This is a genomic window from Polaromonas sp. (genome assembly GCF_043778355.1).
Lineage (GTDB): Bacteria > Pseudomonadota > Gammaproteobacteria > Burkholderiales > Burkholderiaceae_C > Polaromonas.
Window position 1 is genome coordinate 20,433 of sequence record NZ_JAYWHI010000101.1, and the last position, 26,534, is coordinate 46,966.

A 26,534-nucleotide genomic window follows, 5' to 3' on the forward strand; every position below is an offset into this window, starting at 1 on the left:
TGGAGGTCAGATCAGATGGGTGCCGGACGAATCAGTCACCAAACATTTTCTGCTTGAGCTCGCGGCGCTGCTGCGCCTCCAGCGAGAGATTGGCCGTGGGACGGGCAATCAAACGCCCGACACCGATGGCTTCGCCGGTTTCATCGCAGTAGCCGTAGTCACCGGAATCAATGCGGGCAATCGATTGCTCGATTTTCTTGAGCAGCTTGCGCTCGCGGTCGCGGGTGCGCAGCTCCAGTGCATGTTCTTCCTCGATGGTGGCGCGGTCCGCGGGGTCTGGCACCACCACCGTGTCTTCACGAAGATGCTCGGTGGTCTCGCCGGCGCTGTTGTGAATGTCCTGCTTGAGCAGGGACAGCTTGTAGCGGAAAAAAGCCAACTGCTTGTCGTTCATGTACTCGGAGTCAGGCATGGCCTTGACCTCTTCGTCCGACAACATGTCGGCAGCCTTGGTCTTCCAGTTGTTGGCGAGCTTGGGATCTTTCTTGGCCGCCACATGCGGGGGCGGCGCGATCACACGTTCGGCAATGGCTGAGTAGCTGGCTTTGGCGGCGTCGGGAGAATGGGTGGGCACCATGGGCGCCGGTGGCGGCGCAAAGGAGGAGTTGCGCAGGGAAGCCCGGCGTCCCGGCTTGAGCGCCGGTGTCTGCAGCGGCGCTGGCGCTGCGGCGATGGGTGACGGGCTGGGCGCGGCTTTGCCGGCCGGGGCCGCAGCCGTTTTGGTGATCGTTTTGATAATGACTTTTTCTACAGGTTTGGCGGTGGCCTTCCCGGCCGCAACCGGCTTGGGCGCCGGCTTGATGACAGGTTTGGCCGCTTTGACCGCGGGTTTGACAAGGGGCTTTGCAGCCTTTTTGGCGGCGACGGGTGTTTTCTTGGCGGGTGCCGACTTGGTCACAGGCTTGGCCTTTGTTTTCGCAACCGGCTTGGCGGCGACTTCCGGCTTGGCCTTGACAAGGTTGGCGGCCGGTTTGGCTGGTTTTTTGGCAGCAGCGGTTTTTGCGGGCGCAGGTTTGGCTACCTTCTTCGCCACAGCTTTGGCCGTGACTTTAGGCTTGCCAGGCTTGGCCGCGGCTTTGACCGGTGATTTGGACTTTTTGGCTGGCGCTTTCACATCGTGTCTCCTCGGGGAAGCAGCTTCGGCATGACCCTGATGCTGGCTCCTGGCTGAACTGTTTTTTGCCAGTCCAGCCTTGTCTTTTACATGATTGTCTGGTTTGCCTGTCGCCGTCGCCGCAGTTTCAAGGCCAGTACTTACCCTGACTTTTTCGCCTGACTGTCCTGGTCGGGACGTCCGGGTAGTGGAGTCGGCGCGCGATTGTAGCGGCTCGCCGGGATGCCGGGACGCCCGCAGACCTAATCGTTGGAGAATGGAGACAAACATGAGGCCCTCCCGCCTTTCAAGGCAATGAGCGGACAGACTACCTCAAACCAGACACTGCTCCAGGCCCTGCAGGAAAATATCTTTCGGCAAATCGATGCCGATGAACACCATCTTGCTGAGTTTTGGCTCATCCGCGCCCCAGGCCGGCCCGAGGTCGCTGCCCATGAGTTGGTGCACGCCCTGGAAAATCACCTTGCGGTCGGTGCCCTCCATGTTGAGCACGCCTTTGTAGCGCAACATGCGCGGACCATAGATGTTGACGACGGCGCCCAGAAAATCCTCCAGCTTGGCCGGATCAAACGCGCGCTCCGAGCGAAACACAAAACTCTTGACGTCGTCATCGTGGTGATGGTGGTGGCCATGGCCATGGTCGTGCGCATGCGCGGGGTGGTCGCAGTGTTCACCTTCGGCGTGGTCATGCCCGGCATGGTCATGCGCATCAGCCTTGAGGAAGTCCGGGTCGATGTCCAGCTTGGCGTTCAGGTTGAAGCCGCGCAGGTCAAACACGTCGGCAATCGCCACCTCGCCAAAATGCACGGCCTTCTGCGGTGCGCGCGGGTTCATGTGTTTGAGCCGGTGCATCAGCGCCTGCACGTCGTCGGCAGCCACCAGATCGGACTTGCTGATGAAGATCTGGTCGGCAAAACCGACCTGACGGCGCGCCTCCTGGCGGTCATTGAGCTGGGTCGCCGCGTGTTTGGCGTCGACCAGCGTCAGGATGGAGTCCAGCAAATACTGCTCGGCGATTTCCTCGTCCATGAAAAAGGTTTGCGCCACCGGGCCGGGGTCGGCCAGGCCGGTGGTTTCGATCACCACACGCTCGAAGTCCAGCAAGCCCTTGCGTTTTTTGGCGGCCAGTAACTGCAGCGTCTCCCGCAGGTCCTCGCGAATCGAGCAGCAGATACAGCCGTTGTTCATCTGGATGATGTTTTCCTCGGTGTCGTTGACCAGGATCTCGTTGTCGATGTTTTCCTCGCCAAACTCGTTTTCGATCACGGCAATCTTCTGGCCGTGGGCTTCGGTCAGGATGCGCTTGAGCAGCGTGGTTTTGCCGGAGCCCAGAAAGCCGGTCAGGATGGTCACAGGAATCAAGCTCATGGAATCTGCCTCAGGAAAAGCGGGATGAAAAGATGCGGTGGGCGCGCGGACGGAGGAGGGAGTTTAGCGGTCAAGCCATCCCCCTGATGCTGGAACATGATTACTCTACAGGGCATGTCAAGCCCAGGCGCCCCGGCGCGCCGGATTGCTCCTGTTTTGATAGCTTCTTACGCCCGTCTGGTATGGGCTGGATGCCTTTTTTGCTTGAAAATCACTTCCGGAGCAGCACCAGGCCCTTGAGGTACTCGCCTTCCGGAAAATTGACCGTCATCGGGTGATCCGGCGCGCCGCCCAGGCGTTCGGTGATGAAAGCATCCACCCCGGCGTCCATGCCGGCCGAGGCCACGATTTTGTGGAACAGGTCGGCGCTGATGCCACCCGAGCAGGAGTAGGTGAACAACACCCCGCCCGGCGCCAGAATCGACAGCGCGATGCGGTTGACGTCCTTGTAGGCGCGCGCGGCGCGTTCGGCATGTGCCACCGTCGGCGCAAACTTCGGCGGGTCCAGCACGATGGCGTCAAAGGTCCGGCCTTCCTTGTGGAACTGGCGCAGCGACGTATTGACATCGGCATCCATCATGGTGGTGCGGCCCGCATCAAAGCCGTTGAGCGCCACATTGGCTTTGGCGCGTTCTATCGCCGGACCGGACGAATCAATCGATGTCACATGCGCCGCGCCGCCGGCCAGCGCCGCCACCGTGAAGCCGCCGGTGTAGCAATAACAATTGAGCACGTTCTGGAACTGCAGACGACGCGCATGGTCGGCAAACTTGCGGCGGCTGTCGCGCTGGTCCAGGTAGAAGCCAGTCTTGTGGCCCTCGGCCACGTCCAGGCTCAGCTTCCAGTCATGTTCCGTGATCGTGATGCCGGTGTCGCCAGAGCCCTGCAGCCAACCGGTGGCTTCGGGCAAAGCTTCGAGCGAACGCACACTGGCATCCGAGCGCTCGTACAAGCGTGTCAGCCCGGTCTTTGCCAGCAAGGCATCCACGATCACACTTTTCCAGCGCTCCGCGCCGCAGCTGGAGAACTGCGCGACCAGGGTGTCCGCATACCGGTCCACCACCACACCGGGCAGGCCATCGGACTCGCCGTGGATCAGCCGCCAGCCATTACTCTGGATGTCAAAGCGGCTCCTGGCCCTTATCGCCTGGTCGATACGCGCTATAAAAAACGAAGCATCGATGCGTTCGTTTTCGTCAAAGCTCCAGACGCGCGCGCGTATTTTCGAGCTCGGGCTGAACGCAGCCCAGCCGAGAAACTGGCCATCGTGCCCCTCGACCCGCACGGTTTCACCGGGGTCGCCCCCCCCTTTGGCGATCGCGCCGTCAAATATCCAGGGGTGGCGCCGCAGCAGGGACCGCTCCTTGCCTTCTCTCAATCGTAGGGACTTCATGGCGCTATTGTCGCGGCTTGCCGCGCCTCTTTCGCAGCCTGGCGGGAATTTGCGACAATGACTTGATGGTTGTTAACCGCTTTTCAGCGCATGTTGCAAACATCAAAGCCAGGATTTCCGGATCCGGCAAGTTAGCGGCCGCTTTGTGCCTGGGTGTGATCCTGGCGTTTTTGAGCACGCCGGTGTTGTCCCGCACGGTGCTGGATCTGGACGCGGACGCGCAGCCCGTGGCGCTGGCCGACTGGGGCGACTACTGGATAGACCCGCAAGGCCAACAGGGCGTCGAACAAATCGCTTCCAACCCCGGCCTGCCCTGGCAGGCGACGCTGCCGCGCGGGATCTATCCTTTGAAGCCAGGACAGGCGTTGTGGATACGCTTCACCGTGCCGCCCGCCCCCGACTCGGAACGCTGGTTGCTGGAAATTCCCTACCCCGCGCTGGACCGGGCATCGCTGTACACCCTGGACAAGGCCGGTCAATGGCAGGAACAGCGCAGCGGCGACCTCACCGCCATCAACCGCTGGCAGACACCCCACCGTCACCCGCTGCTGGTGGTGAAGTTCAATGCCGAGGAACCGACACATTACATCCTGCGCATTGAAAATGCCCAGGGTTTCAGCGCTCCCCTGCGTTTTGTCAACTCGGGGCATGTGCTACGCGGCGAGCAGCAGGTTTCGCTGTTCCTTGGGGTCTATTTCGGTCTGTCGCTGCTGGGCGTGGCGATTGGCCTGGCCGGTCTGGCCTGGCTCCGGGACCGCGCCTACCTGTACTACGCCGCGTGTTCGGCACTGGTCGGCCTGACCCAGGCTGCCGTCACCGGCGTGGCTGGCCTGCACCTGTGGCCCCAATCGCCCGCCTGGGCAGACCGCTCGCTGGTGCTGCTGGCCGTCTGGATGCTGGTGTCACTGCTGCTGCTCAATGCCACGGTGGTGTCGCTGGCACAGCGCTCCAGGTTTTTGAACGGCATGGTGTGGGCCATGGCGCTGGCCGGCGCCGTGCTCTCGGTGCTGCTGGCCGTGACCGACAGCGCACTACGTTTCAAGCTACTGGTGCCCTACATGGTGCTGGTGCCGCTGCTGCTGCTGGTGGTCAACCTCTGGGCCTGGCGGCGGGGCGACCGTTTTGGCGGCTGGCTGCTGCTCAGCGCCGCTCCGTTTGCCGTCAGCCTGGCGCTGGCCGTCGCCCGCTACCTGCAATGGGTGCCCCTGAGTTTTGCCACCGAGCATGGCGTGCTGGCGAGCATGGCGCTGCAAATGCCGGCGATGCTGGCCGTGCTGGTTTTGCGCAGCCAGCACCGGCGGGAGAACATGCGCCGCATCCAGGGGCTGGACCGGGTCGACCCCTCGACCGGACTGATCAACGAGTCGGTGTTTGCAGAACGACTGGCCCGCATGATTGCCCGCTCCGAGCGGCTCAAACACCAGGGCGCGGTGCTGATGATCGACCTGGTCAATACCGAGCAGATCCAGCGCGACTTCGGCCGCAAGGCGGCGCAGGACCTGCCGCTGCGCGTGGCAGAGCGCCTGCTGTCCACAGCGCGCGACATCGACAGCGCAGCGCGCCTGTCCGAGCACCGGTTCAGCATGCTGGTGGAGGGGCCGTTTTCCGCCGAAGACGCCGCCACGCTCGGACCCCGCATCGTGGCGCGCTGCCTGATGCCCTTCAAAGGCTTGCCTGTGGAATGCGTGGCGCAGGTGCGCGTGGCTTACGCGCTGGTGCCGCGCCAGGGGCCTACCGCCGAGGTGGTGCTGGCTCGCCTGGCGCAAACACTGGCCGGCGTGTCGCCGCAAAGCAAACGCGCGGTGTTCATGCTCCCGGACTACAAGGCACCGGCTCCATAGAGCCCCACGTTCGCTCGGGGTGGGTTGTCATTGCGGGCGCGACCCGCAATCCATGTTCGCGCAGGGATGCCGGATCAAGCCCGGCATGGCATTCAGGAACTGCGTTCGCTCAAGCCTTGTTTTTTATCGCCGGTTTGAGTCCCGCCACCGTGGCACGCGGATGCGCGGCGTCATAGACCTTCGCCAGGTGCTGGAAGTCCAGCCGCGTATAGACCTGCGTGGTGGTGATGTTGGCGTGGCCCAGCAGCTCCTGCACCGCGCGCAGGTCGCCGCTTGACTGCAACACATGGCTGGCAAACGAGTGCCGCAACATGTGGGGATGCACCGGCGTCGCCAGGCCGGCCTGCAGTGAGCGTTGCTTCAGGCGCACCCGGATGTACTGCGGCGTGAGGCGCGTGCCGCGCTGGCTGATGAACAGCGCCGCGTCGTCCTTCGCCCACACACGGCGTGCAGTTAGCCAGGCCTGCAGGGCCTCCAGCGCCTTGCTGCCGACAGGTACGCTGCGCCGCTTCGAGCCCTTGCCCAGCACATGCGCCTCTGCTGCCTGCAGGTCTATCCAGCCGCTGGCCTGGCTGCTGGCGACCACGTCCAGGCCAGTCAGCTCGCCAATACGCAGGCCGCAGCCATAGAGCAGTTCGGTGATGCACTGGTCACGCGCCTGCAGCGCCGGATCTTCACCGTCGGCGCCCTGAAAAGCCGCCAGCTGCACCGCCTCATCAACGCTGAGCGCCTTGGGCAGCGGTTTGGCCGCCTTGGGCGCGCGCAGGTCCTGCACCGGGTTGCTGGTGACCAGGCCCTCGCGCCCCAGCCAGCTGTAAAAACCGCGCCAGCCCGACAGAATCAGCGCGATGCCCCGGCCGCTGCGCCCGCCGCCGTGCATCTGCGCGACCCAGCGCCGCATGTGGAGGTTCTGCACTGCCGTCAGAGCGACGCCGGCCTGGCGGCAGTTGGCCTGCAGCTTGATGAGGTCCAGCGCATAGAGCTCGACCGTGCGCTGGGCCAGGCGTTTTTCGACGCGCACATGTTCGAGGTAGCGCTCAACCAGCGGATCGTTGTCGGGCACCGGAATCGCGGGTTCGTCAACGCTGGCGTCCGGCATGGCCGTGCCCTTGATGGCTAGTCGGCCACAGGCCGCAGGCGCGACAGCGCCGCGCCTGCCAGCTCGCCGATGCGTTCGAGGAAGTCGGTCCCCATGCTGGCGCTGAAACGCTCCGGGTCGGGCGAGGCCAGCACCAGCATGCCGAAGGCCTGCGGCACCTTGCCAGGCCGGAGCGGGATCAAGGCCACCGACATGGCCTGCGCCGGATCGGGCAACCAGTTGACCGCTTCGAAACCCGAGTTGACGCCGCAATACGGTACCGTCAGCGAGGACGCAAAGGTTTGTGTGTCTTCACTGACACCGGTCGAAAAATCTTCCATCGAAAAAATGCCGTTGACGTGCCAGACCTTGACGGCCGCCTGCGGCACCGAGAACTGCGACTGGATCTCGCGCACGATGGTGTCGGGCAGGTCGCGCGCATGGGCTGTCAGCAGCAGGTTCAGTGTGCACTGCTGCAGCTTGTCGGCAATGCCGACGTTTTCGTTGCCGTAACGGATCATCTCGACCACCTTGGACTCCAGAGACTTGATCTTGTCGCGCAACATGCCGGCCTGGCGCTCTTGCAGGCTCACGGCACGGCCGCCGTGGCCGCTGGACAACTGCACGGTCGCCAGCAGCTCGGCGTGGCGTTCGAAGAAATCCGGCGTGTTGGCCAGGAAGTTGGCAATGTCGTCTTCGGTGATCGGGTTCTGGATCGAGTGTTCGCTTGGGTTCATGTTCTTGGCATTCCGGTAAATCAATGTCGGGCAGTCTACAGGCGTCTAAAGGTGATCAGGCACTTCAATCGAGGCTTCAAACACCGTGGTCGCCGGCCCGGTCATCAGCACCGGCGCCTCCCTGGCATCCACGCCGCCCTGCCATTCGATGCTGAGCGTTCCGCCATGCGTCCACACATCGACCCGCGCGTCCAGCAAGCCCAAGCGTATGCCAGCGACCACCGCCGCGCAAGCCCCGCTGCCGCAGGCGAGTGTCTCACCGGCGCCGCGTTCATACACCCGTAGACGGATCTGGCTGCGCGACACGATTTGCATGAAGCCGGCGTTGACGCGGCGCGGGAAGCGCGCATGGCCCTCGATCAGCGGCCCGGCTTCCAGCACTGGCGCAGTCTCGACCTCGTCCACCAGTTGCACCGCGTGCGGGTTGCCCATGGACAACACCGCTATCAAAACAGGAGCTACTTGCGCCCGTCCGGCAAGGGCCAGCGGCCATTTTTGCCATGAATTGACGGTTTCCGGCGTCAAACCGGCGGCGTCGAAGGGCACCCGCGCCAGATCAAAAATGGGCGCGCCCATGTCCACGGTGACACGGCCGTCGGCCTGCATACGCGGCTCGATCACGCCCGACAGCGTCTTCACACGCACCGCGTCCTTGGTGGTCAACCCCTGCTCGCGCACAAAACGCACAAAACAACGCGCGCCATTGCCGCACTGCTCAACCTCGCCGCCGTCGGCGTTGTGGATCACGTATTCAAAGTCGATACCTGCCTCGCTGGCAGGCCGCACCGACAGGATCTGGTCCGCACCGACGCCGAAGTGGCGGTCCGCCAGAAAGCGGTACTGGCCGGGGGTGAGGTTCAGCCGCCCGCGGGTCTCGTCGAGCATGACAAAATCATTGCCCGCCCCCTGCATCTTGGTAAATCGGATCAGCATGTCCGCATTATCCGCCGAGGCCACACCCCACACACACAACGGAAAGACACCCATGCGCATTCCCGACTGGACCCCCGCCCTCAAACCCCAACCCCAGGACCTCGTCGACGCCGTCCTCAAACGCCGCGGCGGCACGCTGATCAATCTCGACAAGGCCCTGCTCTGGAGCGAGCCGCTGGCACGCGGCTGGAACGTCTACCTGGGCGCGGTGCGCAGCGGCCTGCCGACCAGCCGCAAGCTGCGCGAGCTGGGCATCTGTACGGTCGCACTGCTCACGGGCGCGGCTTACGAGTACCACCACCACGCGCCGGATTTTCTGGCGGCGGGTGGCCAGCAAGCTGAACTCGATGCACTCAACGTGCTGGTTAAAGCCGACGCACGCGCCTCGGCAGCACACCCGGCGCTCGGTGAGGTCGAGCAACTGGTGATTCGTTACGCCGCTCAAATGACGCTGGACGTGAAAGTCAGCGACGAGGTCTTTGAAGGCCTGCGCGCACATTTCGATACGACCGAGCTGGTCGAGCTGACCAGCGCGATTGCCACCTACAACATGGTGGCGCGTTTTCTGGTGGCGCTGGGTGTGTCGCCCGAAGAGCATGACTAGGCATGTACCAAACACCCTCCTGTTTTTCTGTAACCGCTCTGCTGACAATTTTCGCGCTGGTGGCAGGCGGCGCAACACTATCGGCCAGCGCCCAAACGCCGCCGGCAAACAGCAGCCCCGCAGCAGTCGCACCCGATGACGCCAAACGCGACCAGCGCTTCGCGCGCTGGATCGCCGACTTCAGCACCACTGCGCGCGCAGCCGGCATCAACGAGGCCACGCTGCAGAGCGCCTTCGAGGGAGTTCGTTTCATCCCGCGCGTGACCGAACTCGACGGCGCACAAGCCGAGTTCACGCGCACGGTCTGGGACTACCTCGACAGCGCGGTCTCGGCGCAACGTGTGGTGCGCGGCCAGGACAGATTGCTGCAAGCGCGGCCAGCGGTCGATGCTGCCGCAGCGCGTTACGGCGTGCCGGCAGAAATCCTGGCGGCGATCTGGGGCATGGAGAGCAACTACGGCAGCAACACCGGCGACATCCCGACGATTGACGCACTGGCCACACTCGGCTTCGAAGGCCGGCGTGAGGCCTGGGCGCGCGGTCAGTTGCTCGCTGCGCTGAAAATCTTGCAGAACCGGGACATCCCCCGCGAACAGATGCTCGGCTCCTGGGCCGGCGCCATGGGCCAGACGCAATTTTTGCCTTCGAACTTTCTGGCCTACGCGGTCGATGCCGATGGCGACGGCCGGCGCGACATCTGGGGCAGCATTCCCGACGTGATGGCCTCAACCGCCAACTTTTTAGCCCGTTCCGGCTGGCAGGCCGGCCAGCCCTGGGGGCAAGAGGTTCGCCTGCCGCCGGGCTTTGACCTGGCACTGGCCGATGGCGAACAGCGGCGGCCCGCAGGCGCTTGGGCAAACCTCGGCGTGCGGTCCATGGACGGTACGCCGCTACCGGCCCTGTCCGACAGCGCCCTGCTGTTGCCCGCTGGTGCGCGCGGGCCGGCCTTCCTCATCGGCCCCAACTTCCGCACCATCCTGCGTTACAACAACTCGACCAGCTACGCCCTCGCCGTCGGCCTGCTGGCGCAAGCCCTGGCCGGCGGCGCCGCGGTGCAGACGTCCTGGCCGCGTGACCTGCAGGCGCTGTCGCGCGGCCAGTTGCTCGCGCTGCAAACCGCCCTCAACACACGCGGCTTCGACAGCGGCACACCCGACGGCATGGTGGGGCCAGCCACGCGAAGCGCGATCCGCCGTTATCAGCAGAGCGTGGGTTTGCCGGCGGATGGGTATCCGACTTTGGAGTTGTTGCAGCGTTTGCAATAAGGCTGCGGCTGCGGCTGGACGGTATAAGTCAACCAAAGCATGGCTGCATGGTTTTGGAGGCTCTGAAGTGTCGCGGACGCTTATTCACCCGGGGGGGAAGCGGCCAGCCTGAACCGCGCATCAATGGCCGATGTTACAGATGCGTCCGACTCCAATGCATGTCTGCTTTCCGGCCAGAAGCCGACGTTTGCACATGAGCGGTATCAGCCTGCCAGTCCGCCATCCGATATAGGGATGTCCCATGGACCAGACTGAGATCTGGTCAGCCATTCGACAATTTCAAGCGTGAGCGAAAATCGGTCACGCCAAGATAAGCTCCCCCAAGCCAGTCTCTGTATATGGGTATGGCGCATGCGTCATCGCAGCAGACTGACAAGGTTGGCCGCGGCGGCGGCGCCGTAATGCTTCAGCTCGCCCCACGTCTGCGTAACCAGTGGGTGTTCGCGATGGGCGCCCAAGCCCGATATGGGATTGAGCCGCGTGCCTTTGGCCCAAGCCGTAATGGCAGGGTGTGCAGCGCGTGCGCGCTCGTGTGCCAGCAGCGCGAGGTAGGACGACAGGTAGTCGCGCGGCTCGTCCCAGTAACGGATCGGCGGGCACAGACGGTTCTTTTCGTCGGTATCGGCGATGGTGGCCTCGACCACGCCAAGTAGCGCAGCCGGGTAGCAGGCAAAGCTCCAGAACATTGGCTGCAGCGTCACACGGTCGGCTTCAAAAATCGGCCTTAGCGCCGGGCGTGCCAGTCCAACGGCAGCGCAGTGGACATGCAGTGTTCCGGGGCTGGTGGGGATCGAGTAATCGTCGAACACGATGCGATCACGTTCAATGCGGCGTACATGTCCGCGTCGTACGACGTCTCCGATCTGGCGCAGCAGAGCCAGCTCGGTCTCGCTGACCATGGCACCGTGGCTCATAGTGGGCGCCACCGTGGTGTCGACCCGCAGGAAAAAGCCATCGGCTTCGAGCCGGGCGAATACGTCGTCGACCGACGTGGCCTGCGCCATGGCCTTGAACTGCAGGCCGACGCCGGCAAAGAATTCGGGAAGACCTTCTCCCGGCTGGTTGAAGCGCCGGTTCAGCCACCAGCCTTCGCGCGGCCTGATCCATTGAATAGCGCTGGCGGACACCCCTTGCAATAGCAGCCAGACACAGGTATCGAGCGCTGTCTTGCCGGTACCGATGACTACGTATCGCTCGGGCGGCTCGATCACGCGCACGATGTCGCCCGCAGGCACACAGCGAACGCCCTCGGCTACCTCGAAGGGCGGCGGGCTGGTGGCGGGTATGCGTCCTTCAAGATATCCAGTATCGACCAGCTTGCGCCGTACACGCACTTCTTGCACGTCGCCGGTCAGACGCGAGGTGATGAGGTGGCGTCCGTCCGACCCGATGGAGTGATCACTGCAAGGATGGTGGCGCACGCGCCCGGTTGGCAGGAAGTGCTGGTCCATCACCTGCGCGTAGTAGGCGCACAACTCGTCCGCTCCTGCGGCCTCATGAAAACCGGCGTTGATGCCGGTCTGGCTCACAGTCCCCTGCCCCAGGGGCACAGACGACACGCCATAAAACGCAGACGGCTGATGCAGGTGCACGAACGGGTAGGCGTCGATCCAGTGCCCGCCAGGTGCATGGCGTCGGTCCACCAGAGAGACGGTTGCGTCGGAGTGGCTGAGCAAGGTGTCAGTGAAGGCCATGCCGGCCGCGCCAGTACCGATCACCAGATAGTCTGTCTCGAGGGATTCGCGCATCATTACTCCTGAGAAAGTAGGCCCGATGTCGGGTTACCTACCTGACCTCGAAGATTAAATACAAGTTTTCAAAGCTTGACAAGGTACGGGCTTAAAGCGCCTCTTTGAATCGCCCCGGCCTTCATGGAGGATGGGGTTTTAGGTGCGCTCATTGGAGAGCGACTACGACCTCACGCCCCGTATACCTACGGGCGACGGCTACCGAAATGCGATTTGTCGGGTTTGTGCTGCATTTCGTTCGGCTACCAGCAACGTCGACCAGCGATAGTCAATGTCGTCTTTAGGGCAGTCGATTCAAACCCTTGGAATTCCGTTTTGTCTCGAAGGCTGCCAGTGATCGGTTCCAATTGAATGTCGGCTACCAGTCTGAGGCAGACGGTCGGCTGGTGCAACACCAGCGGCCGCTTCTGGCCCAAAGCCGCCGCCAGAGATGTCGTGACCCCAAGTAAAAAAGGACCCGCAGGCCCTTTCTTCTAATTTGCAGACGGCGCTCAATCCGCCTTGATCCCGTTGTCCTTCACCACCTTGGCCCAGGTGTCAATCTGCCTGTCGATGAAAACACGTGCCGAGTCCGGCGTGCCGCCGAGGATGTCGATGCCCTGGGCACTGAGCTTTTTGGCAATGTCGGGGTTCTGCAGCGCCTTGTTGATTTCCTCGTTCATGCGTTTGATGACCTCGGGCGGGGTTTTGGCCGGCGCCAGGATGGCCCACCAGGCCGGAGCATCAAAGCCGGCAAAACCACTTTCGGCCACGGTCGGCACATTCGGCAGTTCTGGCGCGCGTTTGCTGGTGGTCACGGCCAGCGGGCGCAGGCGGCCGCTGTCGATGTGCGGCTTGGTGACAAACACCGAGCCAATGGACAGCGGCACGTGGCCGGCCACGGCGTCGGTCATCAGCGGGCCGCCGCCCTTGTAGGGCACGTGTTGCCAGTCGATGTTGCCGCTTTTGCTGAGCAGGGCCATCGCCAGGTGGCCCAGGCTGCCGGAGCCGATGCTGCCGTAGTTGACGTTTTTCTTGGCTTTGGCCGCCGCCACCACATCGCCAAAAGTTTTGTATTCAGAGGCAGAGAAGGTGGCGAGCACCATGGCCGAGGTGCCGATCAGCGAGACCGGCGCCAGGTCCTTGCGGGTGTCGAAGGGCATGCCGGGAATCAGCGTCGGGTTGACACCATGGGTGTCAAACACCACTGCAAAGGTGTAGCCGTCGGCCGGCGCTGCAGCGACCGCCGCGGTGCCGATGGAACCGGACGCGCCGCCCTTGTTTTCGACCACGATGTTCTGCCCCAGTTGCTGCGACAGCGGTACCGCCAGAATGCGGGCCACCTGGTCGACCGAGCCGCCAGGGGGAAACACGGCGACAAACTTGATCGGCTGTTTGGTGGGCCAGGCCTGGGCCATGGCGCTCATGGAGGTGGCGCACAGCGCGGCGGCCGACACGGCCAGGGCGGTTCTGGAAATCCAGTGTTTCATGGTGAAAGTCCTGCAAATGAAGTGAGAGTCAGTATCGGCAGCGTGCGCCCGAAACACCATTGCGGTTAATACTTAGCATGCCAACCATAGGCGACGCACACGGCGGCACGCGCCGCTTTCGCGCAAAATCAGGCCATGGTCCGACCTTCCCAACTTCTGTATCCGCAGCGCGAACCCGCGCCCACCTGCCCTGCGGCCACCGTGCTCTTGCTGCGCGACAGCCCGCAAGGTATTGAGGTGCTGATGACGCGGCGCTCGATGACCGCCAGCTTCGCGCCGGGCGCTTATGTGTTCCCCGGCGGCGGCATCGATGCGGCTGACAGCGCGGCGCACGCGCAGTCCACACGCCGCGCCAGCCAGAGCGATTTGCACCTGACGCAGGCGATTGCCGCGATTCGCGAAAGTTTTGAAGAGCTCGGCGTGTTGCTGGCCCGCCATGCCGACGGCAGCTACGCCTCGACGGCCGACATCGCCGCGCTGGATCGCAAGGCACCGTTCGCCGCGCAATGCCGCGACAAGGGCCTGGTGCTGGCCGGTGACCAGGTGTTTGTGCTGGCGCACTGGATCACCGACCGCGACTTGCCGCGCCGCTTCGACGTGCCCTTTCTGGTCGCGCGCATGCCCGACGGCCAGGAGCCTGTCGCCGACGAATCCGAGCAGTTTGAACCCTGCTGGGTGCGGCCAGCCGATGCGCTGGCGCGGCATGAGGCCGGCGGCTTTTTTATCATCTTCCCGACCATACGCACGCTGCAGCGGCTCCAGCCTTTTGCAACCGTGGATGCCGTGCTGCAGGCCTGTGCAGCGAACGAGCAGCCGCTGTGGACCTCGTGCCCGCGCGCTGGTTTTCTGGAAGGCGCCGAGGCGCGCTACATGGAGCATGAAGCGCCGTATGGCGAACTCGCGCTGACCAGCCCCGACGGCCAGATGGTGCATGCGCTGGACTGGCAGACCGCGCAGCCGGTGGGTCTGCTCAAAAACGTCATGCGCCTGACCGCGCCCAACCCCGGCGTGATGACCGGCCCCGGCACCAACAGCTACCTGGTCGGCGACCCGAACACCGGCTACATCGCGATTGACCCCGGCCCGGCCGATAGGGACCACCTGCAGCGGCTCTGGCGCGCAGCGGGCGGCGACATCCGCATGATTGTGTGCACCCACTCGCATGCCGACCATTCGCCGGGCGCCAAACCGCTGCAGGCGCTGTGTAGCGAGCCGCCGCCGATTCTGGGCCTGCCCTCGGCCTCCACAGCACGCGCCGCCAGCCAGTTCACACCAGATCGTTCGCTATCAAATCAGGAGCTGCTTTCCCTCACCAGCCGGGGGCTGGAGCCCGAAATGACGCATACCCTGAAGGTGATCCACACGCCGGGCCATGCCGCCAACCACCTGTGCCTGGTGCTGGTGGAAGACGGCATCTTGTTCAGCGGGGACCACATCCTCAACGGCAGCACCACGGTGGTGGACCCACCTGACGGCAACATGAATGCCTACCTGGACTCACTCGACAACCTCAGTGCCGCTTGCGACGACCACGCCATCCACTTCATCGCGCCGGCGCACGGCTACGTCATCGGCGAAGCCAAAACCGCGATTGCCCATCTCAAGGCGCACCGCCTCAAACGCGAGGCCAAAATCGTCGGCGTGATGCAGGCGCAACCGGACGGGTCCATGGACGACTGGGTCAAACTCGCCTACGACGACGTGGACCCGCGCATCTGGCCGGTGGCGAAGCGTTCACTGCTCGCACATGTGGAGCGGATTCAGGCACAGGGTATGTTCAACGTGTAGGACTTGCCGGCTCAGCTGCCAGCCGCTGCCAGGCGCACAAACTCCTGCGCCACCACCGAGGTGTCCGCACTGCGCTGCACCGCATAAACGTCGGCATGCGGTGCTTCCTTGCCGAGTGGCGTCACCTTGATCCGGCCGGGAAACAGGCCCTGCAGCGAGGACGGGATCAGCGCTACGCCCATGCCTTCGGCCACCAGGCTCAGCACCGCCGGCAACTCCTGCACACGCTGACTCAGGCGCGGTGAGAACCCGGCCTGCACGCAGCAATCCTGGATGTACTGCGCATGCGCCGAGGAATCGGTGCGCAGCATCACAAAAGCCTCGGCACGCAGGTCCAGCAGGCGCAATTGCCGCCGCCGCGCCAGCGCATGGCCGACCGGCAGCGCGACGGCCACCGGGTCGCGCCAGAGCAAGGTGCTGCTGAGCACCGCGTCGTTGACCGGCGTGCGCGAGACGCTGAGGTCGATACGCCGCTCCCGCAGGGCCTGCAACTGCACCGCCGGTTTGAGCTCATGCAGGCTGATCTCGACCGCTGGGTGGCTTTGCGCATAGACCGCCATGATGTGCGGCAAGGGCCCGAGGAAATGCGAGCCCGACAGGCCGATGTCGATGCGCCCGGCCAGGCCCTGGCCAATGGCGCGGGCCCGGTCTGCCGCTTCAGCCACACGCGCCAGCACGGCCTGCGCATCGATCAAAAAGGCCTGGCCGGCGAGTGTGAGTTCCACCCGGCGGCTGGTGCGGTGGAACAGGCGCGCGCCGATTTCCTGCTCAAGCTGTCCGATTTGCAGGCTCAGCGGCGGCTGGGACACATGCAAGCGGGCGGCAGCGCGGGTAAAGCTCAGTTCTTCGGCGAGCGTGACGAAATACCGAAGGTGACGCAGTTCCATGGATGTATTGATACCTTAAAGCTATAAATCAAGACTAACAATATATTGGACACGAATTTGGGTCGGCTCAAAAATAGGGTTTTCCGCTTCCAGACATTCCAAAATTCCATTCAGGAGACATTCCATGCTCAAGCCGGTCTTTTTCGCGGTCGCACTATGCGTGTCCACACTGGCCGTCGCGCAGGACGCCTACCCGTCCAAGCCCATCACCCTGATCGTGCCGAATCCGCCGGGCGGCTTTGTGGACGCCTCGGCGCGATTGCTGAGCGAACCGCTGGGCCGCGTGGCCAACCAGTCCATCGTGGTGGACAACCGCGGCGGCGGCAGCGGCAACGTGGCCTACCAGGCCGTGGCGCGCGCCAAACCCGACGGCTACACGCTGCTGATCTCCTACTCGGCCTACCACGTGGGCAACCCGGCGCTGGCGCCCAATTTGCCCTGGGACCCGGTCAAGGACTTCGCACCGGTCGCCCTGCTGACCGTGGCCACCAACGTGGTGGCCGTGCATCCTTCCGTACCGGCGAACAACCTGAAGGAATTCATTGCCTTCCTCAAGCAGAACCCGGCCAAACTCAATTACGCCTCGCAGGGCAACGGCTCGCTGTCGCACATCGGCACGGAGGTGTTCAAGCAGCAGACCGGCACCTTCATGACGCACATTCCCTACCGCGGCTCCGGTCCGGCGGTGCAGGACGTGCTCAGCGGCCAGGTGCAGGTCTTCATCACCACGCCGCCTTCGGTCATGGGCCATGTGCAGGCCGGCAAGCTCAAGGCCTTTGCCGTCACCGGCGACAAGCGCAGCCCGCAGATGCCGCAGATCCCGACCACCGCCGAAGCCGGGCTGCCCGGTTTCAAGCTGGAAGCCTGGGTCGGCCTGTTCGCGCCGGCCGGCACCCCGCCAGCCGTCATCGCCAAACTCACCGCCGACGTCAAGCGTGCGATGGAGATGCCCGACGTCAAGACCCGCGCCGATGCCGCCGGCATCGAAATCCGCTACCAGGGTCCGGACGCGCTGGCCGATCTGGTGAAGTCTGACCTGGCCTACTGGAGCAAAACCATCAAGGCGGCCGGCATCAAGGCCGACTGATATTCCAGGACACACAAGCATGAGCCGTACTTACCGCATCGGGCAGATCGTCCCCAGCTCGAACACCACCATGGAGACCGAGATTCCGGCCATGCTGCGCGCCCGCGAGCCGCATTTCCCGGAGCGCTTCACCTTCCACTCCAGCCGCATGCGCATGCAGAAGGTGACGAAGGAAGAACTCACTGCCATGGACGCGGCCTCTGACCGCTGCGCGCTGGAGTTGTCGGACGGAAAAATGGACGTGCTCGGTTACGCCTGCCTGGTGGCCATCATGAGCCAGGGCCTTGGTTACCACCGGGCTTCCGAAAAACGCCTGCATGAGGCCACGGTGAGCAATGGCAAACCGGCGCCGGTGGTGTCCAGCGCCGGCGCGCTGGTCGAAGGACTGCAGGCGCTGGGCGCAAAAAAAATAGCGGTGCTCACGCCCTACATGAAGCCGCTCACGAAGATGGTGGTGGACTACATCGAACACGAGGGTTTTGAGGTGATGGACAGCCTGTCGCTGGAAATTGCCGACAACCTCGAAGTCGGCGCGCAGGACGCGCTGGCACCCAGCCGACTGGTGAGCCGGCTGAACACGCAGGGGGTGGATGTGGTGGTGCTGTCGGCCTGCGTGCAGATGCCCTCGCTGGCCTCGATCCAGATCGTGGAGGACAAACTGGGCATTCCCGTACTCTCGGCCTCGGTCGCCACGACTTACGCCATGCTCAAACGGCTGGGCCTGGCGACACAGGTGCCAGGCGCCGGGGCGCTGCTGTCCGGCAGGTACTGAGCCCGCAGGGGCAGCGCGCAGAAAAAAGTGTGAAGCCCGCCGATAGGCCGGATTTTGTGCAGGACGGCTTCCTTGCGGTTGCCGCCCCGTGACTGCCATTAATCTGGGCCGTCTGTCGCCAGACGGCTCGGTGCTACCTACCCGCACACTCCGGGGGCCCCGGTCATGACGAAACGGCATGGCCATTCCGTTTTGCGTGTGCCTACTTGGTATTGCTGCGCGTAGAGATTGCTCGTTTCACCCGTCTTGAGTTGCCCCAAGTCGACTCGTCTCTGTAGCTCTGATCCTCACCTCACGGTGGACAGCTGTTAGCTGCTACGCCGCCCTATGCAGTCCGGACCTTCCTCCAGTGCGGTGTTTCCACCCTTGCACCAGCGGCAGTCTGGCGTGCTTCACGGGGTCCATTATCCGGGCAATTGAAGCGCTATGAATTCAGTAGCGCATCGCGCAGGCGGGATATGGGCTGGAAGCCTGTTTGAGGCTTAAAATACGGACAGATCCGAAAAACAGATCCCAAAGAGCCCCATGATCCGCCTGACCGAACTCAAGCTGCCGCTTGACCACCCCGAAGACGCCCTGCCCGCGCTGATCAAACGCACGCTCGGCATCCAGAGCGCAGAGCTACGCAGCCACACGGTTTACAAACGCAGCTACGACGCGCGCAAGCAAAAATTATTGCTCGTCTACATCGCCGATGTGGAAGTTGCCGACGCGGCTCTCGAAGCCAAGCTGCTGGCAACGTTCGACAGCAACCCGCACATCCGCGCCGCGCCCGACCAGAGTTACCACCTCGTCACCACGGCTCGCCAGGCGCCAGCGCTGCGGCCGGTGGTGGTGGGTTTCGGGCCCTGCGGTATTTTTGCGGCGCTGCTGCTGGCGCAGATGGGCCTGAACCCCATCGTGCTGGAGCGCGGCAAAAAAGTGCGCGAGCGCACCAAGGACACCTGGGGCCTGTGGCGTAAAAGCGTCCTCAACCCGGAGTCGAATGTGCAGTTCGGCGAAGGCGGCGCCGGGACGTTTTCCGACGGCAAACTCTGGAGCCAGATCAAGGACCCGCGTTTCCTGGGCCGCAAGGTCATGACGGAATTCGTCAAGGCCGGTGCGCCCGACGAAATCCTGCTGGTCAGCAAGCCACACATCGGCACCTTCAAGCTGGTCAAGGTGGTGGAGAACATGCGCGAACAGATCATCGCGATGGGCGGCGAGATCCGCTTCGAGCAGCGCCTGTCCGACGTGCTGATCGAGAACGGCCAGCTCAGGGGCATCACGGTACAGAATCTGGCTGATGGCAGCAGCTACGAGCTGTCTGCAAGCCACATGGTGCTGGCGCCCGGCCACAGTGCACGCGACACCTTTGCCATGCTGCATGAACGCGGCGTCTACATGGAGGCCAAGCCTTTTTCAGTCGGCTTTCGCATTGAGCACCCGCAGGGCCTGATCGACCGCGCGCGTCTGGGCCAACATGCCGGCCACCCGTTGCTGGGCGCTGCCGACTACAAACTGGTGCACCACGCGGCCAACGGGCGCTCGGTCTACAGCTTCTGCATGTGCCCGGGCGGAACGGTGGTGGCGGCGACGTCCGAGGAGGGCCGAGTCGTCACCAACGGCATGAGCCAGTATTCGCGTAACGAGCGCAATGCCAACGCCGGCATCGTGGTCGGCATCGCACCCGCCGACTACCCAGGCGGGCCGCTGGCCGGCATCGCCTTCCAGCGCGCGCTGGAATCGAATGCCTTCACCCTGGGCGGCGGCACCTACGAGGCGCCGGGCCAACTCGTTGGTGACTTTGTCGCGGGCAAGGCCTCGACCCAGCTCGGCAGCGTGGAGCCTTCCTACAAACCCGGCGTGTTGATGACCGACCTGGCCGGTGCCCTGCCCGGCTACGCGATCACGGCCATGCGCGAGGCGCTGCCGGTGTTCGGCAAGAAAATAAAGGGCTTCGATATGCACGATGCGGTGTTGACAGGCGTCGAGACCCGCACCTCCTCGCCCCTGCGCATCACCCGCGGTGACGATTTCCAGAGCCTCAACGTCAAGGGCCTGTACCCGGCCGGCGAAGGCGCGAGTTACGCCGGTGGCATTTTGTCGGCCGGTGTGGACGGTATCGAAGTCGCCGAGGCGGTGGCGCTCAGCATGACAAACAACGAAGGCGGCGCATGAACGATGACATCCACTTCTACGAGCCGGCGCAGGGCCACGGTTTGCCGCACGACCCGTTTAATGCCATCGTCGGCCCGCGACCCATCGGCTGGATTTCGTCGCAAGACGCGCAGGGCCACCTGAATCTCGCGCCCTACAGTTTTTTCAACGCCTTCAACTACACGCCGCCCATCATCGGTTTTTCCAGCATTGGCGCCAAGGACAGTCTGCGCAACATCGAGCAAACGCGCGAGTTCGGCTGGAACCTGGCGACACGCCCGCTGGCCGAACAGATGAACATGTCCTGCGCGGCCGTGCCGCCCGCGGTCAACGAGTTTGACCTGGCCGGCCTGACACCGGTGGCCTCACGCTGCATCGCGGTGCCGCGTGTGGCCGAAAGCCCGGTGTCCTTTGAATGCCGCCTGACCCAGGTGCTGCAGCTTCAGGGCGTGGACGGCGTCGCGGTACCGACCTGGCTGGTGCTCGGCGAGGTGGTGGGTGTTCACATTGCGCGCCACCTGCTGAAAGACGGCATTTACGACACGGCTGCGGCCCAGCCCATCATGCGCGGCGGCGGTCCGGCAGACTACTTCACCGTTACCCTCGACAATCTGTTCAAGATGTTCCGGCCGCGCTGAACACCCTCCCTTTCATTTTTCCTGAACCGACACCCATGACCGACACCTCTCCCGCCACCACCGAACAGCCGGCACGCAGCGGCAAACGCCCGCCGGCTCGCGCCCCACGGCAACGCCAGGCCAGCCCGGTGCTGGAGCGCCTGTTCGCGCTGTACCCCAAGTTGTTCGGCGCCAAATTCCTGCCGCTCAAGCTCGGCGTGTTCCAGGATTTGCTGGCGCGCCATCCCGAAGACTTCAAGAAGGACGAACTCAAGCTCGCCATGGGCCAGCACGCCCGCTCCACGCCCTACCTCGAAAGCGTGGCCGCCGGCCTGCCCCGGCATGACCTTGACGGCAAGCCGGTCGAGCCGGTCGCGCCTGAACATGTGCACCACGCCATCATGGAAATTTTCCGCCGGCGCCAGGCGCGCTCGCGCGAGGACCTGCGCCCACGCCTGCAACTTCGGCTGATCCATGCCATCGAGGCCTCGGGCCTGAGCCGCGAGGACTACGCGGCGCTGGTGCGGGTACAGGATGAAGCGACCAATGCACTGGTCGATGACGCGCTGGCCGAGTTGGCCGTGCAGGCGGCCAAACGCGAGGCCCTGCTGCGCGCCTTCGAGGCCAGCGGAAAAACCGAAGCCGGGTTTGCCGACATGTACGGCATGAACCCGGTTGACGTGGCAACGACACTGGCGCGTGTGCGCGCTGAACAGGCCGTCAAAGCCGCCGTTGCACCATAAAAAAAGCCGCTGCGGCTGCAGCGGCTTTTTGCGCAAGCTTGACTTAGGTCAGACCTGGCCGGGCTGCGCATTCTGCAGGGCAGCAATACGCTCTTCAATCGGCGGGTGCGTGGCAAACAGCTTGCCCATGCTGCCGGTGATGCCCATGGCTTCCACCGCCTTGGGCAACTGGCCAGGCACCATGCCGCCCAGACGCGCCAGCGCGTTGATCATCGGCTGCTTCTTGCCCATCAATTGGGCGGCGCCGGCGTCAGCGCGGAACTCGCGGTGGCGCGAGAACCAGGCCACCACAATGGCGGCGGCGAAACCGAGCACGATGTCGAGCACGATGGTGCTCACGTAATAACCGATGCCGGGGCCGGAATTGTTGTCGCTGCCCTTGCGCAGGAAGCTGTCGACCGCATAACCAATCACGCGGCTCAGGAACACCACAAAGGTGTTCATCACGCCCTGGATGAGCGCCATGGTCACCATGTCGCCATTGGCCACGTGGGCAATTTCGTGGGCCAGCACGGCCTCGATCTCTTCACGTGTCATGCCCTGCAGCAGGCCGGTGGACACGGCGACCAATGAGGAGTTCTTGAAGGCGCCGGTGGCAAAGGCGTTCGGCGCGCCCTCAAAAATGCCGACTTCGGGCATGCCGATGCCGGCGGTGGTGGCCAGCTTGCGCACGGTCTCGACAATCCAGGCTTCATCAGCGTTTGCCGGCTCGTTGATGACGCGCACGCTCGAGCTCCATTTGGCGACGGGCTTGCTGATCAGCAGCGAGATGATGGCACCGCCAAAACCGATGACCGCCGCAAAACCGAGCAGCATGCCCAGGTTCAGGCCTTGCGGCGTGAGGTATTGGTTGACGCCCAGCAGGCTGGCGACGATGCCGAGCACCACCACAACAGCAAGGTTGGTCATTACAAACAGCAAAATACGTTTCATGGGTTCTCCGTGGGGTCGGTAAAAAGTCCGCCTTGCGCAGAATATGAGGTCTGGCAGACCCATATCAAGTTGCGCCGGCTGCGCGACCGCTGTTTTTTGTCGTTCTGGATTCTTGCAGCGGGCGGAACACGAGAGAGTCATCATAAAAGGAAAAGTTCTGGTTTTCCGGCCACCAGCCGGGCACACCAAGCACCGGCAGCGGCGCGAAAGGCTTGGCGGCCAGTTTTTCCGCGCTGAGGTCCTGCGCCAGCCAGACATCCAGATCCGCTATGGAATTCATAGCCGCTTGCGCCCGGTAGACATGGGCTGTGACTGGTTTTCGTGGATAGACCAGCTTCTCCAGCAGGGCGTGGCCGAACAGCAGCAGTTGCGCCTGGTGCCAGAGCGGACGCAGATCAACAAACAGCCGCCGCCATTGTCTGGCCAGCAAGGCGTCCCAGAGCGGTTCGGGCGCCGACAGCAAGGCCGCGTTTTCGTCGAACACCGTGAGTGCATCGCGCACCGGACCACGCAAGGGCGCCACACCCGCCGCCGCGATCTGCGCGGCCTGCAGCTCGTTGAGTTTGGCCTTGGTCTGCGGAAAACGCAGCCAGCACAGGCCGTTGAAAAAGTCGTGCAGATTGTCGCGGGTCGGCACCGTGCCCGAGTCGAAGATAAATTGCTCGTAGGCCTGGCCGTTGGGCAAGGCCGATTGCGGCACAAAGCGCCGCGGAGCACCGGGCTCGGCATTCAGCGCTTCGTGGAAGGCGGTGCCGCCATGGATGGCCTGCGCCACGCGCTGGCCGGATTCGCGCCAGGGTGCCAGCCAGGGGCGGTCCCAGTCAACCGGCAGGACAGCAGCCGGTACGCCCGCGTTCATCCGCTCCTGGCGACCGTCCGCGACTGGTGCTTGTCGCGCATCACCAATGCGGGCTACCCCTTTATCAGCTTCCACGCCAGTGCCTCGCCCGAACGCAGCGGTTTGAGTTCGGCCTCGCCAAAGGGGTAACTTTCCGGCGGCGTCCAGCTTTCTTTTATCAATGTAATGCTGCCACTGTTGCGCGGCAGGCCGTAAAAATCAGCCCCATTGAAACTGGCAAAGGCCTCAAGCCTGTCCATCGCACCCACCGCGTCAAAAGCTTCGGCATACAACTCCATCGCCGCATGGGCGGTGTAACAACCGGCGCAACCGGTCGCGTGTTCTTTCAGGTGGGCCGGGTGCGGCGCGCTGTCGGTGCCGAGGAAGAAGCGCGGGTTGCCGCCTGTGGCCGCTTCGACCAGCGCCAAGCGGTGCGTTTCGCGTTTGAGCACCGGCAGGCAGTAGTAATGCGGGCGGATGCCGCCGGTAAAAATCGCGTTGCGGTTGTACAGCAGGTGATGCGCGGTGACGGTCGCGCCGGTGAAACGGTCGGCGTCACGCACATAATGCGCGGCTTCTTTCGTCGTGATGTGTTCGAAGACAATTTTCAATTCCGGAAAGTCGCGGCGCAGCGGGATCAGCTGGCTGTCGATGAACACCGCTTCGCGGTCAAACAGGTCGATGTCGGGCGAAGTCACTTCGCCGTGTACCAGCAACAACAGCCCTTCACGCTGCATCGCATCCAGTGTCTTGTAAGTCTTGCGCAGGTCGGTCACACCGGCATCGCTGTTGGTGGTGGCGCCTGCCGGGTAAAGCTTGAGCGCGACCACGCCGGCGTCCTTCGCGCGCCTGATTTCGTCGGGCGGCAGGTTGTCGGTGAGGTACAGCGTCATCAACGGCGCGAACGCCACACCGGCCGGCACGGCCGCCTGGATGCGTTCGCGGTAGGCGACCGCCTGCGCCGCCGTGGTCACTGGCGGGCGCAGGTTGGGCATGATGATGGCCCGGCCAAACTGCGCGGCGGTGTGCGGCACAACGGTGGCCAGGGCGTCGCCGTCGCGCACATGCAAATGCCAGTCATCGGGGCGGGTGATCGTTATTTGAGTCATACCGCCATTGTCCCAAATCTTGAGGCGGTGCCTTACCAGTCCCCGGCGCGTAGCGAGCGGGATGCAGCGCAAGGCGCGGGTGTCAGGTCACCGGAACGTACTTCAGGTACGTGAGGATGCCCTGATCGGGACCCGCAACGCCGCGATGCGCCCGCGCGGCAGCGCTTAGTGGGCCAGGATCTTGTTCAGGAAGTCCTTGGTCCGCGCCTGCCGGTTTTCCGGATGCATGAAAAACTCGTCCTTGGAACAATCCTCCAGAATCTTGCCGCCCACGTCCATGAAGATCACGCGGCTGCCGACCTTCTTCGCAAAACCCATCTCGTGCGTGACCACCATCATGGTCATGCCGTCGGTGGCCAGGCCCATCATGCAATCGAGCACCTCGCCAACCATCTCCGGGTCGAGCGCCGAGGTCGGCTCGTCGAACAACATGGCAATCGGGTCCATGCTGAGCGCGCGCGCAATCGCCACACGCTGCTGCTGGCCACCCGAAAGCTGGCCGGGAAACTTGTCCTTGTGCGCCATCAGACCTACGCGGTCCAGGTATTTCAGGCCATGCGTTTTGGCCTCGTCCTGGCTGCGGCCCAGCACCTTGACCTGGGCGAGTGTCAGGTTTTCAGTGACGCTCAGGTGCGGAAACAGCTCGAAGTTCTGGAACACCATGCCCACCCGCGAGCGCAGCTTGGGCAAATCGGTCTTGGGGTCGTGCACGGCCTGGCCGTCGACATAAATCTCGCCCTTCTGGAAAGGCTCCAGCGCATTGATGACCTTGATCAGGGTGGACTTGCCCGAGCCGGACGGGCCGCAGACCACCACCACCTCGCCTTTTTCGATTTTGGTGCTGCAGTTGTTGAGCACCTGAACGGCGCCGTACCATTTGGAAACTTCTTTGAGCTCGATCATCTTGATTCTCCGGGGAGCGGGTGCAATAAATTGTTCTAGCGAATGATGGCGATCTTGTTCTGCAGCTTCTTGACGATGTACGACAAGCCAAAACAGATCACAAAATAAACCACGGCGGCCAGCAGGTAGGCCTCTTCAGGACGGCCGTAAATCTTGCCGGCGGTGGTCAGGCCCTTGAGCAGGTCGTAGGCGCCAATGGCATACACCAGCGAGGTGTCCTGGAACAGGATGATGGTCTGCGTCAGCAGAATCGGCACCATGTTGCGAAAAGCCTGCGGCAGCACGATCAGGCGCATGTTCTGCGCATAGGTCATGCCCAGCGCACGCCCGGCGTTGACCTGGCCGCGCGAGATCGACTGGATACCGGCACGCATGATCTCGCTGAAATAGGCCGCTTCAAACGCAATGAAAGTGATGATGGCGGAAATTTCCGAACGGTTGTTGGCGCCGCCCGGAATCAGGTCAAAAAATGCGGCTGGCATCAGCAGGTAAAACCACAGAATCACCATGACCAGCGGCACCGAACGCATGCCATTGACATAAAACGTCGCAGGAACGGTCAGCAGCTTGATAGCCGACAGGCGCATCAGCGCCAGCACGGTGCCGAGGATGATGCCGCCTATGGTGGCAATCACCGTCAGCTGGATGCTGAAAATAAAACCCTTGAGGACGAACTTGGAGATGATCTCCCAGTTCAGGAAACTCATGTCAAGACCAAACATGTCAGTGCCCCCCACCGGTGGCGCCGGCCACGACAAAGCCCGGAATCTGGACCTTTTTCTCGACAAAGGCCATGACGCGGTTGACCGCAAAGGCAGACACCGCGTACAGCACGGTGACGGCCAGGTAAACCTCGACGCCGCGCGAGGTTTCTTCCTGGGCCTGCATGGCAAACATGGTCAGCTCGGCAATCGACACCGCAAAGGCCACCGAGGAGTTTTTCAGCAAATTCATCGACTCGCTGGTCAGCGGCGGAACGATGATGCGAAACGCCATTGGCAAAATCACGTAGCGGTAGGTTTGCGCCGTGGTGAAGCCCATGGCCATGCCGGCATAACGCTGGCCGCGCGGTAGGGCCTGCACACCGGCACGCACCTGCTCGGCAATCCGCGCTGAAGTGAAAAACCCCAGCGCAAACACCACCAGTGCAAAACCCGGCACCTGTTGC

Annotated in this window: 24 protein-coding genes and 1 other RNA gene; 9 read left to right on the forward strand and 16 right to left on the reverse strand. The window is 63.4% G+C overall.

Annotated elements, in window-relative coordinates; genetic code table 11:
- Positions 1 to 31: 31 nt before the first annotated feature.
- The 3 genes from dksA to ACH2CW_RS14875 all read right to left on the reverse strand — a co-directional run bounded on the left by dksA (position 32) and on the right by ACH2CW_RS14875 (position 3,875).
- The gene (gene dksA, locus ACH2CW_RS14865) at positions 32 to 1,114 is read right to left on the reverse strand and encodes an RNA polymerase-binding protein DksA (protein WP_395059502.1); all 1,083 of its coding nucleotides are present in this window, start codon (positions 1,112 to 1,114) and stop codon (positions 32 to 34) included.
- A 312-nt stretch (positions 1,115 to 1,426) separates the two neighbouring features.
- A complete protein-coding gene (locus ACH2CW_RS14870; protein ID WP_395059504.1) occupies positions 1,427 to 2,482 on the reverse strand; it encodes a CobW family GTP-binding protein in 1,056 nt (351 codons plus the stop codon).
- Between the two features lie 211 nt (positions 2,483 to 2,693).
- The gene (locus tag ACH2CW_RS14875) at positions 2,694 to 3,875 is read right to left on the reverse strand and encodes a class I SAM-dependent rRNA methyltransferase (RefSeq protein WP_395059506.1); all 1,182 of its coding nucleotides are present in this window, start codon (positions 3,873 to 3,875) and stop codon (positions 2,694 to 2,696) included.
- A 65-nt stretch (positions 3,876 to 3,940) separates the two neighbouring features.
- On the opposite strand from ACH2CW_RS14875, the gene ACH2CW_RS14880 reads away from it, so the two are divergent.
- Positions 3,941 to 5,716 carry a 7TM diverse intracellular signaling domain-containing protein gene (locus ACH2CW_RS14880; RefSeq protein ID WP_395059508.1) on the forward strand — a complete coding sequence of 592 codons (1,776 nt, stop codon included), beginning with the start codon at positions 3,941 to 3,943 and terminating at the stop codon, positions 5,714 to 5,716.
- Between the two features lie 109 nt (positions 5,717 to 5,825).
- Here ACH2CW_RS14880 and ACH2CW_RS14885 read toward each other — a convergent pair whose 3' ends face one another.
- From ACH2CW_RS14885 to dapF, 3 genes are read right to left on the reverse strand one after another with little or no spacing between them, the layout of a single operon-like run.
- Complete coding sequence (locus ACH2CW_RS14885) at positions 5,826 to 6,815, reverse strand: tyrosine recombinase XerC (protein WP_395059510.1); 990 nt, start codon at positions 6,813 to 6,815, stop codon at positions 5,826 to 5,828.
- A gap of 17 nt (positions 6,816 to 6,832) precedes the next feature.
- The gene (locus tag ACH2CW_RS14890) at positions 6,833 to 7,531 is read right to left on the reverse strand and encodes a DUF484 family protein (RefSeq protein ID WP_395059512.1); all 699 of its coding nucleotides are present in this window, start codon (positions 7,529 to 7,531) and stop codon (positions 6,833 to 6,835) included.
- Between the two features lie 45 nt (positions 7,532 to 7,576).
- Complete coding sequence (gene dapF, locus ACH2CW_RS14895; RefSeq protein ID WP_395059514.1) at positions 7,577 to 8,464, reverse strand: diaminopimelate epimerase; 888 nt, start codon at positions 8,462 to 8,464, stop codon at positions 7,577 to 7,579.
- A 52-nt stretch (positions 8,465 to 8,516) separates the two neighbouring features.
- Between dapF and ACH2CW_RS14900 the strand changes: the two genes are divergently transcribed.
- Together ACH2CW_RS14900 and ACH2CW_RS14905 are read left to right on the forward strand one after the other, a co-directional pair.
- Positions 8,517 to 9,068, forward strand: coding sequence for a carboxymuconolactone decarboxylase family protein (locus ACH2CW_RS14900; protein ID WP_395059516.1), 552 nt, complete (start codon positions 8,517 to 8,519; stop codon positions 9,066 to 9,068).
- Between the two features lie 2 nt (positions 9,069 to 9,070).
- Complete coding sequence (locus tag ACH2CW_RS14905) at positions 9,071 to 10,333, forward strand: lytic murein transglycosylase (RefSeq protein WP_395059518.1); 1,263 nt, start codon at positions 9,071 to 9,073, stop codon at positions 10,331 to 10,333.
- Positions 10,334 to 10,689: 356 nt separating this feature from the next.
- Here the strand turns inward: ACH2CW_RS14905 and ACH2CW_RS14910 are convergent, their stop codons facing one another.
- Together ACH2CW_RS14910 and ACH2CW_RS14915 are read right to left on the reverse strand one after the other, a co-directional pair.
- Entirely contained in the window at positions 10,690 to 12,051 is a 1,362-nt protein-coding gene (locus ACH2CW_RS14910) for a hypothetical protein (protein WP_395059520.1), read from the reverse strand.
- Positions 12,052 to 12,572: 521 nt separating this feature from the next.
- Positions 12,573 to 13,550: a Bug family tripartite tricarboxylate transporter substrate binding protein gene (locus ACH2CW_RS14915; RefSeq protein WP_395059522.1), complete on the reverse strand. Its 978-nt coding sequence runs from the start codon at positions 13,548 to 13,550 to the stop codon at positions 12,573 to 12,575.
- A gap of 135 nt (positions 13,551 to 13,685) precedes the next feature.
- On the opposite strand from ACH2CW_RS14915, the gene ACH2CW_RS14920 reads away from it, so the two are divergent.
- Positions 13,686 to 15,338 carry an MBL fold metallo-hydrolase gene (locus ACH2CW_RS14920; RefSeq protein WP_395059524.1) on the forward strand — a complete coding sequence of 551 codons (1,653 nt, stop codon included), beginning with the start codon at positions 13,686 to 13,688 and terminating at the stop codon, positions 15,336 to 15,338.
- A gap of 11 nt (positions 15,339 to 15,349) precedes the next feature.
- Here ACH2CW_RS14920 and ACH2CW_RS14925 read toward each other — a convergent pair whose 3' ends face one another.
- The gene (locus ACH2CW_RS14925; RefSeq protein WP_395059526.1) at positions 15,350 to 16,225 is read right to left on the reverse strand and encodes a LysR substrate-binding domain-containing protein; all 876 of its coding nucleotides are present in this window, start codon (positions 16,223 to 16,225) and stop codon (positions 15,350 to 15,352) included.
- A gap of 124 nt (positions 16,226 to 16,349) precedes the next feature.
- Here ACH2CW_RS14925 and ACH2CW_RS14930 point away from each other — a divergent pair, with 124 nt between their 5' ends.
- Positions 16,350 to 17,312 carry a Bug family tripartite tricarboxylate transporter substrate binding protein gene (locus ACH2CW_RS14930; RefSeq protein ID WP_395059528.1) on the forward strand — a complete coding sequence of 321 codons (963 nt, stop codon included), beginning with the start codon at positions 16,350 to 16,352 and terminating at the stop codon, positions 17,310 to 17,312.
- 19 nt (positions 17,313 to 17,331) lie between these two features.
- Complete coding sequence (locus tag ACH2CW_RS14935) at positions 17,332 to 18,084, forward strand: Asp/Glu racemase (protein ID WP_395059530.1); 753 nt, start codon at positions 17,332 to 17,334, stop codon at positions 18,082 to 18,084.
- 27 nt (positions 18,085 to 18,111) lie between these two features.
- Here ACH2CW_RS14935 and rnpB read toward each other — a convergent pair.
- An RNA gene (gene rnpB, locus ACH2CW_RS14940) (RNase P RNA component class A) lies at positions 18,112 to 18,478 on the reverse strand.
- A gap of 131 nt (positions 18,479 to 18,609) precedes the next feature.
- Between rnpB and ACH2CW_RS14945 the strand changes: the two genes are divergently transcribed.
- The 3 genes from ACH2CW_RS14945 to ACH2CW_RS14955 are packed head-to-tail and all read left to right on the forward strand — an operon-like array spanning position 18,610 to position 21,583.
- Positions 18,610 to 20,244, forward strand: coding sequence for an NAD(P)/FAD-dependent oxidoreductase (locus ACH2CW_RS14945; protein WP_395059532.1), 1,635 nt, complete (start codon positions 18,610 to 18,612; stop codon positions 20,242 to 20,244).
- Positions 20,241 to 20,861: a flavin reductase family protein gene (locus ACH2CW_RS14950; RefSeq protein ID WP_395059534.1), complete on the forward strand. Its 621-nt coding sequence runs from the start codon at positions 20,241 to 20,243 to the stop codon at positions 20,859 to 20,861. The genes ACH2CW_RS14945 and ACH2CW_RS14950 overlap by 4 nt, the downstream gene beginning before the upstream one ends.
- 35 nt (positions 20,862 to 20,896) lie before the next feature.
- Entirely contained in the window at positions 20,897 to 21,583 is a 687-nt protein-coding gene (locus tag ACH2CW_RS14955; RefSeq protein WP_395059536.1) for a ProQ/FINO family protein, read from the forward strand.
- 48 nt (positions 21,584 to 21,631) lie between these two features.
- On the opposite strand, the gene htpX is transcribed toward ACH2CW_RS14955, so the two are convergent.
- The 6 genes from htpX to ACH2CW_RS14985 all read right to left on the reverse strand — a co-directional run.
- The gene (gene htpX, locus ACH2CW_RS14960; RefSeq protein ID WP_395059538.1) at positions 21,632 to 22,516 is read right to left on the reverse strand and encodes a protease HtpX; all 885 of its coding nucleotides are present in this window, start codon (positions 22,514 to 22,516) and stop codon (positions 21,632 to 21,634) included.
- A 64-nt stretch (positions 22,517 to 22,580) separates the two neighbouring features.
- Positions 22,581 to 23,375 carry a DUF3025 domain-containing protein gene (locus ACH2CW_RS14965; RefSeq protein WP_395059550.1) on the reverse strand — a complete coding sequence of 265 codons (795 nt, stop codon included), beginning with the start codon at positions 23,373 to 23,375 and terminating at the stop codon, positions 22,581 to 22,583.
- Positions 23,376 to 23,428: 53 nt separating this feature from the next.
- Positions 23,429 to 24,463: a dihydroorotase gene (gene pyrC / locus ACH2CW_RS14970; RefSeq protein WP_395059540.1), complete on the reverse strand. Its 1,035-nt coding sequence runs from the start codon at positions 24,461 to 24,463 to the stop codon at positions 23,429 to 23,431.
- Between the two features lie 165 nt (positions 24,464 to 24,628).
- Positions 24,629 to 25,366, reverse strand: coding sequence for an amino acid ABC transporter ATP-binding protein (locus tag ACH2CW_RS14975; RefSeq protein ID WP_395059542.1), 738 nt, complete (start codon positions 25,364 to 25,366; stop codon positions 24,629 to 24,631).
- Between the two features lie 35 nt (positions 25,367 to 25,401).
- The gene (locus ACH2CW_RS14980; RefSeq protein ID WP_395059544.1) at positions 25,402 to 26,088 is read right to left on the reverse strand and encodes an amino acid ABC transporter permease; all 687 of its coding nucleotides are present in this window, start codon (positions 26,086 to 26,088) and stop codon (positions 25,402 to 25,404) included.
- Between the two features lies 1 nt (position 26,089).
- Positions 26,090 to 26,534, reverse strand: a 445-nt coding sequence (locus tag ACH2CW_RS14985) for an amino acid ABC transporter permease (RefSeq protein WP_395059546.1), incomplete at its 5' end; no start/stop codon positions are given.

Coding starts and splice junctions, on each gene's coding strand:
- ACH2CW_RS14900 (WP_395059516.1), top strand. CDS start 8,517: ATGCGCATTCCCGACTGGACCCCCGCCCTCAAACCCCAACCCCAGGAC.
- ACH2CW_RS14945 (WP_395059532.1), top strand. CDS start 18,610: ATGATCCGCCTGACCGAACTCAAGCTGCCGCTTGACCACCCCGAAGAC.
- ACH2CW_RS14980 (WP_395059544.1), bottom strand. CDS start 26,088: ATGTTTGGTCTTGACATGAGTTTCCTGAACTGGGAGATCATCTCCAAG.
- ACH2CW_RS14955 (WP_395059536.1), top strand. CDS start 20,897: ATGACCGACACCTCTCCCGCCACCACCGAACAGCCGGCACGCAGCGGC.
- ACH2CW_RS14920 (WP_395059524.1), top strand. CDS start 13,686: ATGGTCCGACCTTCCCAACTTCTGTATCCGCAGCGCGAACCCGCGCCC.
- ACH2CW_RS14950 (WP_395059534.1), top strand. CDS start 20,241: ATGAACGATGACATCCACTTCTACGAGCCGGCGCAGGGCCACGGTTTG.
- ACH2CW_RS14890 (WP_395059512.1), bottom strand. CDS start 7,531: ATGAACCCAAGCGAACACTCGATCCAGAACCCGATCACCGAAGACGAC.
- ACH2CW_RS14870 (WP_395059504.1), bottom strand. CDS start 2,482: ATGAGCTTGATTCCTGTGACCATCCTGACCGGCTTTCTGGGCTCCGGC.
- ACH2CW_RS14880 (WP_395059508.1), top strand. CDS start 3,941: ATGGTTGTTAACCGCTTTTCAGCGCATGTTGCAAACATCAAAGCCAGG.
- ACH2CW_RS14930 (WP_395059528.1), top strand. CDS start 16,350: ATGCTCAAGCCGGTCTTTTTCGCGGTCGCACTATGCGTGTCCACACTG.
- ACH2CW_RS14885 (WP_395059510.1), bottom strand. CDS start 6,815: ATGCCGGACGCCAGCGTTGACGAACCCGCGATTCCGGTGCCCGACAAC.
- ACH2CW_RS14905 (WP_395059518.1), top strand. CDS start 9,071: ATGTACCAAACACCCTCCTGTTTTTCTGTAACCGCTCTGCTGACAATT.
- ACH2CW_RS14925 (WP_395059526.1), bottom strand. CDS start 16,225: ATGGAACTGCGTCACCTTCGGTATTTCGTCACGCTCGCCGAAGAACTG.
- ACH2CW_RS14935 (WP_395059530.1), top strand. CDS start 17,332: ATGAGCCGTACTTACCGCATCGGGCAGATCGTCCCCAGCTCGAACACC.
- ACH2CW_RS14975 (WP_395059542.1), bottom strand. CDS start 25,366: ATGATCGAGCTCAAAGAAGTTTCCAAATGGTACGGCGCCGTTCAGGTG.
- ACH2CW_RS14965 (WP_395059550.1), bottom strand. CDS start 23,375: ATGAACGCGGGCGTACCGGCTGCTGTCCTGCCGGTTGACTGGGACCGC.
- pyrC (WP_395059540.1), bottom strand. CDS start 24,463: ATGACTCAAATAACGATCACCCGCCCCGATGACTGGCATTTGCATGTG.
- dapF (WP_395059514.1), bottom strand. CDS start 8,464: ATGCTGATCCGATTTACCAAGATGCAGGGGGCGGGCAATGATTTTGTC.
- htpX (WP_395059538.1), bottom strand. CDS start 22,516: ATGAAACGTATTTTGCTGTTTGTAATGACCAACCTTGCTGTTGTGGTG.
- ACH2CW_RS14915 (WP_395059522.1), bottom strand. CDS start 13,550: ATGAAACACTGGATTTCCAGAACCGCCCTGGCCGTGTCGGCCGCCGCG.
- ACH2CW_RS14875 (WP_395059506.1), bottom strand. CDS start 3,875: ATGAAGTCCCTACGATTGAGAGAAGGCAAGGAGCGGTCCCTGCTGCGG.